This window comes from Saccharopolyspora gregorii, assembly GCF_024734405.1.
Lineage (GTDB): Bacteria > Actinomycetota > Actinomycetes > Mycobacteriales > Pseudonocardiaceae > Saccharopolyspora_C > Saccharopolyspora_C gregorii.
In genome coordinates this window covers 3,612,447-3,625,562 of record NZ_CP059556.1, presented here as the reverse complement: position 1 = coordinate 3,625,562, position 13,116 = coordinate 3,612,447, and the positions used below count along the sequence as shown (strand labels likewise).

The following is a 13,116-nucleotide window of genomic DNA, read 5'->3' as shown; positions in this document are numbered from 1 at the left end:
CCTGATCGAACAAGAAAGCCCTGACATGCCCAAGGTCTTCTACACCCTGCCTGACGGAACCGAACGCGTCGTAGAGGCAGCTGCCGGCGATTCGGTGATGCAGACAGCTGTGCGCAACGGCGTCACCGGCATCGTCGCCCAGTGCGGCGGCGAACTGTCCTGCGCGACCTGCCACGTGTTCGTCGACGCCGACGAGCTGGCGGCCTTCCCCGCGCCGAGCGAGGACGAGGAGGACATGCTCGACGGCACCGCCGTGGATCGGGAGGACACCTCACGCCTGTCCTGCCAGCTGGTCCTGGCCGACCGGGACCTGCACGTGGTCATCGCGGACGAGCAGCTGTGAGCGGACTGCTGATCGTCGGCGCGTCCCAGGCGGGCGTCCAACTCGCCTGCAGCGCGCGGGAACTCGGCTGGGACCGGCCGGTGACGATCATCGGCGCCGAACCGCACCCGCCCTACGCCCGCCCGTCGCTGTCGAAGGCGTTCCTGAAGAGCAACGCCGCTTCGCTGGAACTGCGCAGCGCGGAGTTCTACGCCGAGCACGACATCGAGCTGGTGCTGGGTGAAGCGGTGACCGAGCTGCGGTCGGATGCCGTGATCACCGCGTCCGGGCGGAGGTTGGGCTTCGAACGGTTGGCGTTGGCCACCGGTTCCCGGCCCCGTCGGTTGCCGATCGACGGCGCCGAGTTGCCGGGCGTGCACGTGCTGCGGGGGCTCGACGACGCGCAGGCGTTGCGCGCCGAACTGGAACGCGCACCCGAGGTGGTGGTGATCGGTGGTGGGTTCGTGGGACTCGAAGTGGCCGGTACCGCTGCCGCCCTCGGGTGTCGGGTCGTGGTGCTGGAAGCCGGGCCGGCGCTGATGGGCAGGGCCGTGGGCTCGGCCACCGCGGAGTTCGTGCGCCGCGCCCACGAGCGCTCGGGAATCGAGGTGCGCACCGGAGCCCTCCCGCAGCGCATCGTCGGTGGCGACCGGGTGGCAGGCGTGGAGCTGGCCGACGGAACCCGGTTCCGGGCGTCGCTGGTCGTGGTGGGCGTGGGAGTCGAGCCGGTCGACGAGTTGGCTCGTGGTGCCGGGCTGAAGTGCGACAACGGTGTTGTGGTGGACGAGTTCTCGGTGACCTCGGACGGCCGGACGCTGGCCGTCGGAGACTGCGCGAACCTGCCCGACCCGTCACCGGTGCCCGGGCCGTCGTCGAGGTTGCGGCTGGAGAGCGTGGACAACGCCGTCGAGCAGGCCCGCGCGGCGGCCACCACGCTCGTCGGCGATCCGCGCCCGTACCGCGGGGTGCCGTGGTTCTGGTCCGAACAGCCCTCGGCGAAGCTCCAGATCGCGGGCTTGGCGGCCACTTCGGACGAGGAAGTGGTCCGTCCCGCGCTGCGCGAGGGCCAGCAGACCGTGCTGCGCTACCGCGACGGCGTCCTGGTGGCGGCCGAATGCGTCAACGCACCGGCCGAGTTCCTGGCCGCCCGCCGGGCCATCGCAGGGGGCGCGCAGCTCAGCGCGGACACCGCCAGGCTGCCGGGCAAGCTGAAGGACCTCCTGGCCGCCCGAACCTGACGATGCCCGCGGCGACCTACGGGCCGACGTTGAGGCGGACGGTGCCGAGGCGGTCGAACTCGGCGAGGAACTCGTCGCCCTCGGACATCGGGACCGCCGCGTGCAGAGCCCCGGTCATCACCAGGTGACCGGGTTCGAGCACGACGCCGTTGCGGGCGAGGACGTTGGCGAGCCAGGCCACCACCGCGACCGGGTCGCCCAGCGCGGCAGCCCCGGCCCCGGTGTCGACGAGGTTTCCGTTGCGGGACAGCACCATTCCCACCAACCGGGGATCGGCGACCTCGTCGAACGGGACGACCCGGTCCGACAGCGCGAGGGCGCCGTTGGAGGCCAGGTCGGCGACCGTGTCGGCCAGCTCGATCCGCCAGTCCGCGATCCGCGAGTCCACGATCTCCAACCCGGCCACGACCCCGCTGATGGCCTGCCGCGCCTGCTCCACCGTCACGTCCGGCCCCTCCAGACGAGTCCCGAGCACGAACACGATCTCGGCCTCGATCTTCGGCGCGATGAACCCGCGCAGGCTCACGGTGCCGCCGTCGCGGTATCGGGTGGAAGCCAGGACCGGTCCGTGGTCGGGGGAGTTGACGCCGAGCATCCGCTGCATGGGTGCCGAGGTCACCCCGACCTTGTGCCCGATGATGTCGTCTCCATCGGCCAGGAGCATCGACACCAGCTCGCGCTGGATGGCGTAGCCCTCGTCCATGCCCAGCGTCGGATCCTCGTCGGTGAACGGGGCGATCGGCTCGCGCGTCGCCCGAGCCCGGTACAGCGCCAGGGCGCGCTGCCGTGCCAGTTCGGGGGTCACCGGTCGGCCGCCAGGGACAGCGCGACGTCGATGATCATGTCCTCCTGGCCGCCGACGTAACCGAGCTCACCGCAGCGCTTGAGGATCTCGTGCGCGGGCACGCCGTAGCGCTCCGCGGCGGTCTCGGCGTGCAGCAGGAACGACGAGTACACCCCGGCCCAGCCCTGCACGATCGCGTTGCGGTCCATCTTCGGCCACCGGTTCAGGTACGGGCGCACGACCTCCTCAGCGGCGTGCAGCAGACCCATCACGTCCAGTCCAGTGGTCACGCCGAGGCGGTCGAAGACCGCGGCCAGGACCTCGGTGGGGGAGTTGCCGGCACCCGCGCCCAGCGCGCACAGCGAGCCGTCGATGTAGCGCACACCGACCTCCTGGGCGATCACCGAGTTCGCGACACCGAAGCTGAGGTTCTGGTGCCCGTGGTAGCCGATCCACGCCTGGTCGCCGACCTCGGTGATCAGCGCTTCGAAGCGGTCGCGCGCCTCGTGCATCAGCAGCGCGCCCGCGGAGTCGGTGCAGTACGGGGCCTGGCAGCCGGCGTCGACCATGATGCGCGCCTGCTCGGCCAGGTCCTCCGGGCTGGTGCGGTGGGCCATCATGAGGAACCCGGCGGTCTCCATGCCCAGCTCGCGCGCTGCCTCGAAGTGCTGCGGGGACACGTCAGCCTCGGTGCAGTGCGTGGCCACGCGGACCATGTCGGCGCCGGAGTCACGGGCCATCTTGAGGTGTTCGACCGTTCCGATGCCCGGTACGAGCAGCACGGCGATCTTCGCCTGCACGGCCTCTTCGCGGGCGGCTGCGATCAGGTGCCTCTCGTCGGTGTGCGAGAAGCCGTAGTTGAACGAGGAACCGCCGAGCCCGTCGCCGTGGGTGACCTCGATGACCTCCACTCCGGCGGAGTCCAGCGCCCGGACGGTGTCTCGGACCTGGGCTTCGGTGAACCGGTGTGCCATGGCGTGCGAACCGTCGCGCAGCGTGGTGTCGATGATGCGGACGTCGTGGGCCAGCGGCGGTCGGGCGCTCATGCCTGTGCTCCGTTCGTGCGGGCGGCGGCCATCTGCTCTCCGGTGCGGGCCGCGGCGGCGGTCATGATGTCGAGATTGCCCGCGTAGGGCGGCAGGTAGTCGCCGTTGCCCGCGACCTCCAGGAACATCGCCACGCGGGCGTTGCCGTTCCACCCCGGGCGCGGCCGGTCGAACTGCGGCTCGGCGCGCAGGGTGTAGCCGGGGACGTACTGCTGGACCTCGGCGACCATCGCGTGCACGGAGGCGGTGATCGCGTCCTGGTCGGCATCCGGGCGGATCATGCAGAACACGGTGTCGCGCATGATCATCGGCGGTTCGATCGGGTTGAGGATGATGATCGCCTTGCCCTCCTCGGCACCACCGACCTCGGCGACCGCACCGGAGGTGGTGCGGGTGAACTCGTCGATGTTGGCCCGCGTGCCGGGTCCGGCCGAGCGCGACGACACCGAAGCGACGATCTCGGCGTAGGTCACCGGAGTCACGCGCGAGACCGCGTGCACCACCGGGATCGTGGCCTGGCCACCGCAGGTGATCATCGAGACGTTCCGGGCGTCGAGGTGCTCGGTTCCGTTGACCGGCGGGCAGACCATCGGTCCGAGGTGCGCCGGGGTCAGGTCCACCGCCTGGATGTCGGCGTCCGCGTAGCGCGGGGCGTTGGCGAGGTGGGCCTTCGCCGAGGTCGCCTCGAACACGATCTCGGGCAGCGGGTCCTGCCGAAGCAGCCAGTCCACGCCTTCCGCGGAGGCCTCCACGCCTTGATCGCGTGCTCGGGCGAGGCCGTCGGACTCCACCACACCGACCACGTACCGCACATCGATGAGATCGCTGCGGGCCAGCTTCGCCAGTAGGTCGGTCCCGATGTTGCCCGGTCCGACGATCGCCGCTGTCACTCGATTCTCCGCCATGACGGCACTTTCACATCCCCGACGGCGCTGTAGCGGGTTCCTGCCCGCTCAGCGGGAGGCCCGCGGCGGTCGGGAGACGCCGCGGGCCTCATCAGGAGGAGCGTGGTTCGGTCAGGAGAAGTCCCACTGGTGTCCCCAGTAGCTGTCGGCGGTGATCTCCGCCGCGGAGTAGTGGTCGTCGTCGACGAGCATGCCGTCGCAGCCGACTTCCAGGTCCCAGCCGCCGGGCGTGCGGGCGTAGAACGAGACCATCTTGTCGTTGGTGTGCCTGCCCAAGGTGGAGGACAGGTGATAACCCTTGGCCGTGAGCCGGTCGAGGGCCCGGCCGACCTCGTCGAGGGTTTCGCACTCGACCATGATGTGCACCAGGGCAGGGGACTTCAGCTCCGGCGAAGGCAGGATGGCCAGGCTGTGGTGGCGAGGGTTGACACCCATGAACCGCAGTCGCACGGGTCCGGCCTCGGGCGGGGTGGGCAGCCGGAACGCGCCGCGGCTGCGAAAGCCGAGGGTGTCGCCGTAGAACCGAAACGCGCCGTCGAGGTCGTCGACCGGCACGACGACGTGGCCGAGACCGAGCTCGCCCGCGACGAACCGGTTTCCGTGCGGAGTCGCCAGCGGCGAGTGGTCCAGTCCGGAACCGTGGAAGATCTCCGTCGGGGTGCCGCCGGGCGCGTCGAAGGTGAATCCTGCCTCGACGCGGCGCAGGTCGGCCTCGTCCTGGGACAGCGGTGCGGTCGCGACTCCGACAGCCTCGACCTGGTCGCGCACCCTCGCCAGCGCTGCCCCGTCGCCGACCTCCCAGCCGACGGCTTCGACCCGGTCGGTGTCGCCGGGCAGCACGACGATCCGCGCCGGTCGCTCGTCGACCCGCAGGTACAGCGCCTCCTGCTCGGGTCCGTCGCCGAAGGCGAAGCCGATGACCTCGGCGGCGAACTCCTTCCACGCCCGCATGTCGGTGGCGCGAACTCGGACGTAGCCGAGCGCCTTGATGTCGGTCATCGATCCTCCTGCCGGTCGTCGCGGGTGAGGAACTCCAGCACCACGCGCTCGAAGTCGTTCTGGCGTTCCTGCATGGCCCAATGCCCGCAGTTGGGGAAGACGTGCAGTTCGGCGTTGCGCATGGTGCGCAGCGGATGCAGTGCGGATTCCAGCGGTGTGACCCGGTCGTCGCGGCCGTAGGTCAGCAGCACCGGGTGCGCGATCTCGTCGAGCCGGGCCCAGAGTGGAGTACCGGCCGTGGCACCGGGGCGCATCGCCGCGCGGTAGAAGTCGCGCACGAAGTCGACACCGCCTGGGGCGGAGGCGGTCTTCCAGCGCTCTTCGACGCGTTCCTCGGTGAGGAAGCGCTGGTCACCGACCATGGCGCGCATCCAGGCGACGAGCCTTTCGCGCGTGGGATCCTCGCAGAACTCGATGAGCAGCCGGATTCCCTCGGTCGGTTGCGGGGCCAGCAGCGGTGGTGCGATACCGCCCGGTCCCATCAGCACCATCCGGCGAACCCGGTCGGGGTGCTGCAGCGCCAGGTGGGTGGCGACCATCCCGCCCAGCGAGTTGCCGACCACGTCGACCACGTCGAGTCCTTCGGCGTCGAGGATCCGCAGGAGAGCCGCCACCGAAGTCGTCGCGTACGGCGCGGCGGTGAGGTCGGGCCGGTGGCTGGCACCGAATCCGGGCTGGTCGGGGATGATCACCGTGCGGTCGCGGGAGAACACCGGCACGTTCGCTCCGAAGTTGGCCCAGCCAGACACGCCTGGCCCGCTGCCGTGGACCAGGAACAGGCCGGGGCCGTCGCCGACCCGGTGGTAGTGCAGTGGCTCGGACCCGGGCAGCGTCCGGGACGTCTGTTCCCGGAGTTCGTCGGTGCTGAGGGACATGCGCCTCCTTCCTCGAAATGCGATGCCGTTCAGATCATCACGCGCTGCGCCGGAGACGGTTCGATGTCCATCTCGGTCAGCGCCGCGGTGTGATAGGTCGGCCCCGGGGTGTGGATCGCGTGGTGCAGGCCCGCGTGGGCATCGCGCCAGAACCGCTGCATCGGGTTGTCCAGACGCAGCGCGTTGCCGCCGGATCGCGCGAAGATCTGGTCGGCGGCGGTGACCGCCCGCCACGCGCAGCGGATCTGGTTGCGCCGCACCAGGGCCCGCTGTTCGAAGGCGATGGTCTTGCCCGCGTCGGCCAGGTCGTAGAGGCGGGTGATGCCGTCGAGCAGTTGGGCGCGGGACGCGGCGATCTCGGCGGCGGCGTCGGAGATCGCGTACAGCGAGTAGGGATCCTCCTTGACCTTGGTCCCCGTCGACATCGTCCGGTCACGCTGGTAGGCGAGGTGGTGTTCGAGCACGCCCTCGGTGATGCCCACGACGGCGGAGGTGATGCCCAGCGGGAACATGGACCAGAACGGCAGCCGGTAGACGGTCTCGGTCCGGCCGGCGCGTTCGGCGGCGATCTCCCCTTCGGCGACCTCGGCGGAGTCGATCGTGCGGTAGGTGGGCACGAAGGCGTTCTCGACGACGATGTCCTTGCTGCCGGTCCCCGCCAGACCCACGACGTTCCAGGAGTCCTCGACGATCGTGTAGTCCGCGCGAGGCAGGATCACGTGCAACCCGCTGGGCGGGGTGAGCGGCTTGCCGTCGGCGTCACCGACGAGTGCTCCCAGGAAGATCCAGTCGCAGTGGTCGGTGCCGGAGGAGAACTGCCAGCGGCCGTTGAGCACGTAGCCGCCGTCGGTGGGCACGGCCACGCCGCTGGGCATGTACGGCGAGGCGATCCAGGTCTCGGGGTTCTCGCCCCACACCTCGTGCTGAACCTCGCGGTCGCACAGCGCCATCTCCCACGGGTGCACGCCGCCGACCCCGCACACCCAGCCGGTGGAGCCGCAGCGCCGGGCCACGGCCATGACGGCTTCGGCGAAGTCGCGCGGGTGCGCGGCGAAACCACCGAAGTCCTTGGGCTGGAGCATCCGCATCACGCCTGCTTCGCGGACCAGGGCCACGGACTCGGGCGAGAGCTTGCCCAGCCGTTCGGTGTCGGCCGCGGCAGCCGCGAACCGCGGTCCCAGGGCCTCCACCTTCTGCACGACTTCGTGCGTCATGGTTCCTCCAGGTGCGTCGTGAGGCCGCCACGGCGGCGATGGTGGAGACGGTAGGGACGGAAGCACTCGGGCCGGGCTGCGGTTCCCGCTCATCGGGAGGATCCCGATGAGCGGGAACAACGATGGAGCCTCCGGGCGTCGCCGCTTAGCGTCGGCGCCGAACCGTCGGCATGCACCACGTCCGCCGTCTGCGGCGCCGCTGACACGGAGGTAGCGATGACCACCACTGGATCCGACGAGGAGATCAGGACCGTCGAGGCGGTGGCCCCGCCGACCCGGTTCGCCCGGGGTTGGCACTGCCTGGGGCTTGCCGCCGATTTCCGGGACGGCCGACCGCACCCGGTCGAGGCGTTCGGCACCAAACTGGTGGTTTTCGCCGACAGCAGCGGGAAGATCAACGTGCTCGACGCCTACTGCAGGCACATGGGTGGCGACCTCACTCGCGGTGAGGTGAAGGGCGACGCGGTGGCCTGCCCGTTCCACGACTGGCGCTGGGGCGGGAACGGCCGCTGCCAGAGCATCCCCTACGCCAAGCGCGTTCCGCCGCGCGCCCGCACCCGCGCGTGGACGGTGCTGGAGCGCAACGGGCAGCTGTTCGTCTGGCACGATCCGCAGGGCAGCCCGCCGCCGGAGGACGTCACGATCCCGGAGATCGAGTCCTTCGGAGATCCGGGTTGGACCGAGTGGACCTGGAACTCGATCAAGATCGAGGGTTCCCACTGCCGGGAGATCGTCGACAACGTCGTGGACATGGCGCACTTCTTCTACGTGCACTACTCGTTCCCGACGTTGTTCAAGAACATCTTCGAAGGGCATATCGCGGCGCAGCACATGAACTCGCGGCCGCGCCCGGACGTCGACATCGGCACGAACTATTCCCAGAGCGACGACGCCGTCGGCCGATCCGAGGCGGCCTACTACGGCCCGTCGTACATGATCGACTACCTGTGGAACGACTCGCCGCTGGGCACGATCGAGACGGTACTGATCAACTGCCACTACCCGGTGACGGCGACGAGCTTCGTCCTGCAGTGGGGCGTGAGCGTGAAGAAGCCCGCGGGCATGACCGACGAGCAGGCCGCCGAGATGGCCGGCTCCTTCGCCGCCGGCGTGGAGAAGGGCTTCGTGCAGGACGTGGAGATCTGGCGGAGCAAGGCCAAGATCGACAACCCGCTGCTGTGCGAGGAGGACGGGCCGGTCTACCAGCTGCGTCGCTGGTACGAGCAGTTCTACGTCGACGTCGAGGACGTCACTCCGGAGATGACGCAGCGCTTCGAGTTCGAGATCGACACCCAACGCGCGATCTCGTACTGGCAACGCGAGGTCGAGGACAACATCGCCGCGGGACGGCTGATCACCTCGGATCCGGCGGTGGAGAGCTTCGAAGCCGAACGCGCCGCCGAGACCGGAACCCGCTGACCCTCGGCGGAAAGACTCTGGAGAACCACCGTGCAACCTCTCGACTGCCGCCGCTGCGGAAATCACGTGCTGGTCAAGAAGAACAGCTTCGCGCACACCTCGGTCCAGTGGACCGAGGCCAACCGCTGCGCGGAGCTGACACCCACCGACCTGACCGAACGAGCGCTGCGGCCGGGGTGTTCGCAGATGCGCGAGTCGATCGACGACGCGGTCCGGGCCGGGGTGATCGAGGTGCCGGAGCCGTGACGGTGCCGACAGCGGACACCGGAAGCGAGAACAGCGTTGCTCAAGGTCCGGGTCACAGCCTGGTGGTGCGGGACGTGGTGACCGAAACTCCCGACGCGAAGTCCTTGGTCTTCGACGTGCCCGACGAGCTCTCCGAGCGGTTTCGCTATCAACCGGGGCAGTTCCTCACGGTGCGGATGCCCGGTGAGCCGGCGGCGGCTCGCTGCTACTCGCTGTCCAGTGCTCCGGGAGTGGACGACTCCCTCGTCGTGACCGTGAAGCGGGTGGCGGGTGGTCTGGTGTCGAACTGGATCTGCGACGAGGTGCGGCCGGGTGACCGGCTCCGGGTCCTGCCCCCGTCAGGCCGGTTCGTTCCCCCGTCGCTGGATGCGGACCTGCTGCTGGTCGCCGGTGGCAGCGGTATCACGCCGATGTTCTCGGTGGTCCGTTCCGTGCTGGAACGGGGATCCGGTTCGGTGGTGCTCGTCTACGCCAATCGCGACGAGCGCTCGGTGATCTTCGCTGAGCGGTTGCGCGAACTGGCAGAACGACACCCCGGCCGACTGGTGACGCTGCACCTGCTGGAGTCCGTGGAAGGCCTGCCCACCGAAGCACGGTTGCGCGACCTGCTGCGGCCGTTCGCATCGAGCGCGGCCGCATTCGTGTGCGGGCCGGCGCCGTTCATGGACGCCGCCACCGCAGCGCTGCGCGACCTCAGCGTGCAGCGGGTGGTCGTGGAGCGGTTCGAGTCGCTGACCGGCGACCCGTTCGCGGAACCGGATCTGCCACCAGTCGAGACGGTGATGGGACCGGCGGCGCGGGTCGCCGTCGACCTCGACGGACAACGACACGTGCTGGATTGGCCGAAGAACGCCCCTCTGCTCGACGTGCTGCGCGCGGACGGCCTGGATGCGCCGTTCTCCTGCCGCGAGGGCGCCTGCAGCGCCTGCGCCTGCAAGGTCACCGCGGGTCAGGTGAACATGACCCGCAACGACGTCCTCGAAGCGGAGGACCTCGCCGAGGGATGGGTGCTGGCCTGCCAGGCGTTGCCTGCGACCGACGAGGTCGCGGTCACCTACGACGAATGACTGGAAGGTGGAAGATGGAGAAGCGTCGGCTCGGAACCGATGGGCCGGAGTTGTCCGTGATCGGCCTGGGGTGCAACAACTTCGGCATGAAGCTGGAGTTGGAGGACTCCCGAGCGGTGCTGGACGCGGCGTTGGAAGCCGGCATCACGCACCTGGACACCGCCGAGATGTACGGCGGCGGCCGGTCGGAGGAGATCATCGGGGAGTGCTTGGGTTCGCGTCGCGATGACGTGGTGATCGCGACGAAGTTCCTGCCGAGGCCCCCAGAGGAGCCGTACGCACCGGGTGCCTTGGCCAAGCGGATCCGCGAGGCGTGCGAGGGCAGCTTGCGGAGGTTGCGCACCGACCGGATCGACGTCTACTACCAGCACTACCCGGACACCGAGGCACCGGAACACGAGGCGCTGGAGGCGTTGGACGAGCTGGTGCGCACCGGCAAGGTGCTGCACGTGGCTTCGTCGAACGTCTCGGCCGACCAGATCAACCGCTCCGCCGAGGTGTCCCTGCAGAGGTCGGTGGCGCGGTTCACCGGAACGCAGATCGAGTGGAACCTGCTCAACCGCGGTGTCGAAACCGAGATCGTGCCTGCCGCGTCGCAGTGCGGGCTGGGCGTGGTGCCGTACTTCCCGCTGGCTTCGGGCTTGTTGACGGGAAAGTACCGCAAGGGCGAAGCGTTTCCCGAAGGAAGCCGGTTCGACAAGCTGAGCTTCCTGGCGGACAAGGTCGTCAGCGACGACAACTTCGACGAGGTCGAGCGGTTGACCGCGTTCGCCGAGGAACGAGGCCACACGATCCTGGAACTGGCGGTGGCCTGGCTCGTCGCGCAGCGAGGTGTGAGCTCGGTGATCACCGGGGCGACCCGTCCTGAGCAGGTGCGCGCCAACGTCTCCGCCGCGCGGTGGCGGCTGACCGCGGAGGATCTCGCCGCGCTTCGGTGACCGGCGTTGATGCGGCGGGGCGGACCGGATGGGCCGCCCCGCTCGCTCATTTCAGCACGATGCTGCCCGATGAGCGGGAGAACTGATGGTCTCCCTCCCCGCGAGAACCGACGATCAGATGAGATCGACCGCGGTGAGAGGGGAAACGTTGATTCCGCCGGATGAGTACCGCGACGTGCTCGGCCGCTTCTGCACGGGGATCACCATCGTTGCCGGGATCGGAGGCGGCCGACCCCGCGGGTTCGCCTGCCAGTCCTTCAGCGCGGTGTCGTTGGATCCGCCGCTGGTGTTGATCTGCCCGGGCCGGGGTTCGACGAGCTGGCCGCGCATCCGCGCAGGCGGCCGGTTCACGGTCAACGTCCTGGCGGAACACCAGGGCGCGGTCTGCGCGGCTTTCGGATCCAGCGGAGGATCGAAGTTCGACGCCGTCGACTGGCGGAGCGGCCCAGCGGGTGAAGTGCTGCTGGACGGCGTTCTGGCCTGGATCCATTGCCAGATCGAGTCGATCCACGATGGCGGGGACCACGAGATCGTCGTCGGCCGCGTCACCTCCTTGCGCGCCGAACGCGGGGGACGGCCCCTGCTTTTCTACCGAGGCCGTCACGACCTCGATGTCGCGTCCTCAAGAGACGAGCAGGAGGCGCTGCGATGAGCGTGGCATGGGATGAGCGCGATGTGCTTCGTGGGATCCGGGCGGCGGCGCTCTGACGGGGGCCTACCCGGCTTCCAGGGAGGGTCTGTCGGTCGTCGTGGTCGAGGCCGCCGGTCACCTCGGCGGTACGACTGCCTGTTCCGGTGGGGGACTGTGGTTTCCGTGCAACGCGGCGCTCAAGCGGGCCGGGGATCAGGACACGGTGGAGGACGCGAGGACCTACTTCCGGGCCGTCGTCGGTGATCGCACCCCACCCGCCGTGCAGGACGCATTTCTGGACACCGGTGCCGCCCTCATCGACTACCACCTCGCCGCACTCGACATGCGCACGCGGGTGTGACCGGCGAACAGGTGTCCCGATCAGCGGGAATCGCACGAGCCGGACCGGTCGGGAGCCGCAAGACTCTGACCCGCTTGGTCAACGAGGAGAGGCAGGTCGATGGCGGTACACATCCCGGCCCTGGATCCGGATCTCGCGGCGCTGGACCGGCAGCGCCGGTCCCAGCGCGCGGGGACGATGCGCGAGATCGGCCTGGAAGCGGTCCGCGCGGGCCTGGAGCAGCTGCCGCACCCGCCGGACATGGCGAAGATGGCAGCGGTCGAGGACCGGGAGATCCCCAGCGGTGTGGGCACCGTGGCCTTGCGGATCTACAGCCCGACCGAGGACGAGGAACTCCCGGCGATCGTGTACTTCCACGGCGGCGGCATGGTCATGGGCAGCAACCACTCCTTCGAGCCCTTCGCCCGAGCCATCGCCGCCGACACTGGGCATCGAGTCTTCGCCGTGGACTACCGGCTCGCGCCGGAGCACCCACCGCCGACCCAGGTCGACGATGCCTGCGCAGCGACCGCATGGGTGGCTGCGCATGCCCGGGAACTGGGCGTGCGCGCCGAACACATCACGGTGGCGGGCGACAGCGCGGGCGGCACCCTGGCCGCGCTCGTGGCGCTGCGCGCCCGTGACCGCGGACCGCAGTTGTTCTGCCAGGTCCTGATGTACGGCGGACTCGACCGGGACATGGCCGCGCCCTCGGTCCAGGAATTCGCCGATGGTCCTGGCCTGACCCGTGACGACGTGTTCTACCTGCACGAACTCGCCCGCGCGGGCGAACCCGACCCGACCGGCCCGGACGAGGTGCCCTGTTACGCCCCCGACCTGAGCGGACTGCCGCAGGCGATCGTGGCGGTGGGGGAGATGGACCCGCTCCGGGACTGGTCCGAGCGCTACGCCGAGCGGCTGCGCGACGCCGGTGTGCAGACCACCTTCACCCGGTATCCGGGCGTCGGCCACGGGTTCCTGATGCAGCTCCACCACCTGGCGCGCGGCAGACAAGCACTGGCCGAGATCGCCGGTGTCCTGCGCGCGAAGGTCGCCCACCCGCTGCCGTGGTGACCCCGCGCGCTCACGAAA

15 protein-coding genes are annotated in these 13,116 nt (G+C 69.7%); 9 read left to right on the top strand and 6 right to left on the bottom strand.

Annotation, left to right across the window (positions count from 1 at the left end):
- Positions 1-25: 25 nt before the first annotated feature.
- Both H1226_RS15765 and H1226_RS15760 read left to right on the top strand, forming a co-directional pair.
- On the top strand, positions 26-343 hold the full coding sequence (locus tag H1226_RS15765; RefSeq protein ID WP_093422347.1) for a 2Fe-2S iron-sulfur cluster-binding protein: 318 nt from the start codon (positions 26-28) through the stop codon (positions 341-343).
- The gene (locus H1226_RS15760) at positions 340-1,560 is read left to right on the top strand and encodes an NAD(P)/FAD-dependent oxidoreductase (protein ID WP_258341394.1); all 1,221 of its coding nucleotides are present in this window, start codon (positions 340-342) and stop codon (positions 1,558-1,560) included. Before H1226_RS15765 ends, H1226_RS15760 begins: the two co-directional genes overlap by 4 nt.
- 16 nt (positions 1,561-1,576) lie before the next feature.
- Here the strand turns inward: H1226_RS15760 and H1226_RS15755 are convergent, their stop codons facing one another.
- The 6 genes from H1226_RS15755 to H1226_RS15730 all read right to left on the bottom strand — a co-directional run bounded on the left by H1226_RS15755 (position 1,577) and on the right by H1226_RS15730 (position 7,383).
- The gene (locus H1226_RS15755; protein ID WP_258341393.1) at positions 1,577-2,365 is read right to left on the bottom strand and encodes a 2-keto-4-pentenoate hydratase; all 789 of its coding nucleotides are present in this window, start codon (positions 2,363-2,365) and stop codon (positions 1,577-1,579) included.
- The gene (gene dmpG, locus H1226_RS15750; protein ID WP_258341392.1) at positions 2,362-3,390 is read right to left on the bottom strand and encodes a 4-hydroxy-2-oxovalerate aldolase; all 1,029 of its coding nucleotides are present in this window, start codon (positions 3,388-3,390) and stop codon (positions 2,362-2,364) included. The genes H1226_RS15755 and dmpG overlap by 4 nt, the downstream gene beginning before the upstream one ends.
- On the bottom strand, positions 3,387-4,295 hold the full coding sequence (locus H1226_RS15745; protein ID WP_258341391.1) for an acetaldehyde dehydrogenase (acetylating): 909 nt from the start codon (positions 4,293-4,295) through the stop codon (positions 3,387-3,389). The genes dmpG and H1226_RS15745 overlap by 4 nt, the downstream gene beginning before the upstream one ends.
- A 111-nt stretch (positions 4,296-4,406) precedes the next feature.
- Positions 4,407-5,294 (bottom strand): VOC family protein, encoded by an 888-nt coding sequence (locus H1226_RS15740; RefSeq protein ID WP_258341390.1) that lies wholly within the window; start codon positions 5,292-5,294, stop codon positions 4,407-4,409.
- Positions 5,291-6,169, bottom strand: a complete 879-nt coding sequence (locus H1226_RS15735) for an alpha/beta fold hydrolase (RefSeq protein WP_258341389.1) — start codon at positions 6,167-6,169, stop codon at positions 5,291-5,293. Before H1226_RS15735 ends, H1226_RS15740 begins: the two co-directional genes overlap by 4 nt.
- A 29-nt stretch (positions 6,170-6,198) precedes the next feature.
- Positions 6,199-7,383, bottom strand: a complete 1,185-nt coding sequence (locus H1226_RS15730) for an acyl-CoA dehydrogenase family protein (RefSeq protein WP_258341388.1) — start codon at positions 7,381-7,383, stop codon at positions 6,199-6,201.
- A 216-nt stretch (positions 7,384-7,599) separates the two neighbouring features.
- Here H1226_RS15730 and H1226_RS15725 point away from each other — a divergent pair, with 216 nt between their 5' ends.
- The 7 genes from H1226_RS15725 to H1226_RS15695 all read left to right on the top strand — a co-directional run bounded on the left by H1226_RS15725 (position 7,600) and on the right by H1226_RS15695 (position 13,098).
- On the top strand, positions 7,600-8,802 hold the full coding sequence (locus H1226_RS15725) for a 3-ketosteroid-9-alpha-hydroxylase subunit A (RefSeq protein ID WP_258341387.1): 1,203 nt from the start codon (positions 7,600-7,602) through the stop codon (positions 8,800-8,802).
- 30 nt (positions 8,803-8,832) lie between these two features.
- Entirely contained in the window at positions 8,833-9,048 is a 216-nt protein-coding gene (locus H1226_RS15720) for a hypothetical protein (RefSeq protein WP_258341386.1), read from the top strand.
- 2 nt (positions 9,049-9,050) lie between these two features.
- Positions 9,051-10,115 carry a ferredoxin--NADP reductase gene (locus tag H1226_RS15715; protein WP_258349430.1) on the top strand — a complete coding sequence of 355 codons (1,065 nt, stop codon included), beginning with the start codon at positions 9,051-9,053 and terminating at the stop codon, positions 10,113-10,115.
- A 14-nt stretch (positions 10,116-10,129) separates the two neighbouring features.
- Positions 10,130-11,053, top strand: coding sequence for an aldo/keto reductase (locus H1226_RS15710; protein ID WP_258341385.1), 924 nt, complete (start codon positions 10,130-10,132; stop codon positions 11,051-11,053).
- An 85-nt stretch (positions 11,054-11,138) separates the two neighbouring features.
- The gene (locus H1226_RS15705; protein WP_258341384.1) at positions 11,139-11,705 is read left to right on the top strand and encodes a flavin reductase family protein; all 567 of its coding nucleotides are present in this window, start codon (positions 11,139-11,141) and stop codon (positions 11,703-11,705) included.
- A gap of 52 nt (positions 11,706-11,757) precedes the next feature.
- Positions 11,758-12,045, top strand: a complete 288-nt coding sequence (locus tag H1226_RS15700) for an FAD-binding protein (RefSeq protein WP_258349429.1) — start codon at positions 11,758-11,760, stop codon at positions 12,043-12,045.
- Positions 12,046-12,144: 99 nt separating this feature from the next.
- A complete protein-coding gene (locus H1226_RS15695) occupies positions 12,145-13,098 on the top strand; it encodes an alpha/beta hydrolase (protein ID WP_258341383.1) in 954 nt (317 codons plus the stop codon).
- The last annotated feature ends 18 nt before the right edge of the window (positions 13,099-13,116 follow it).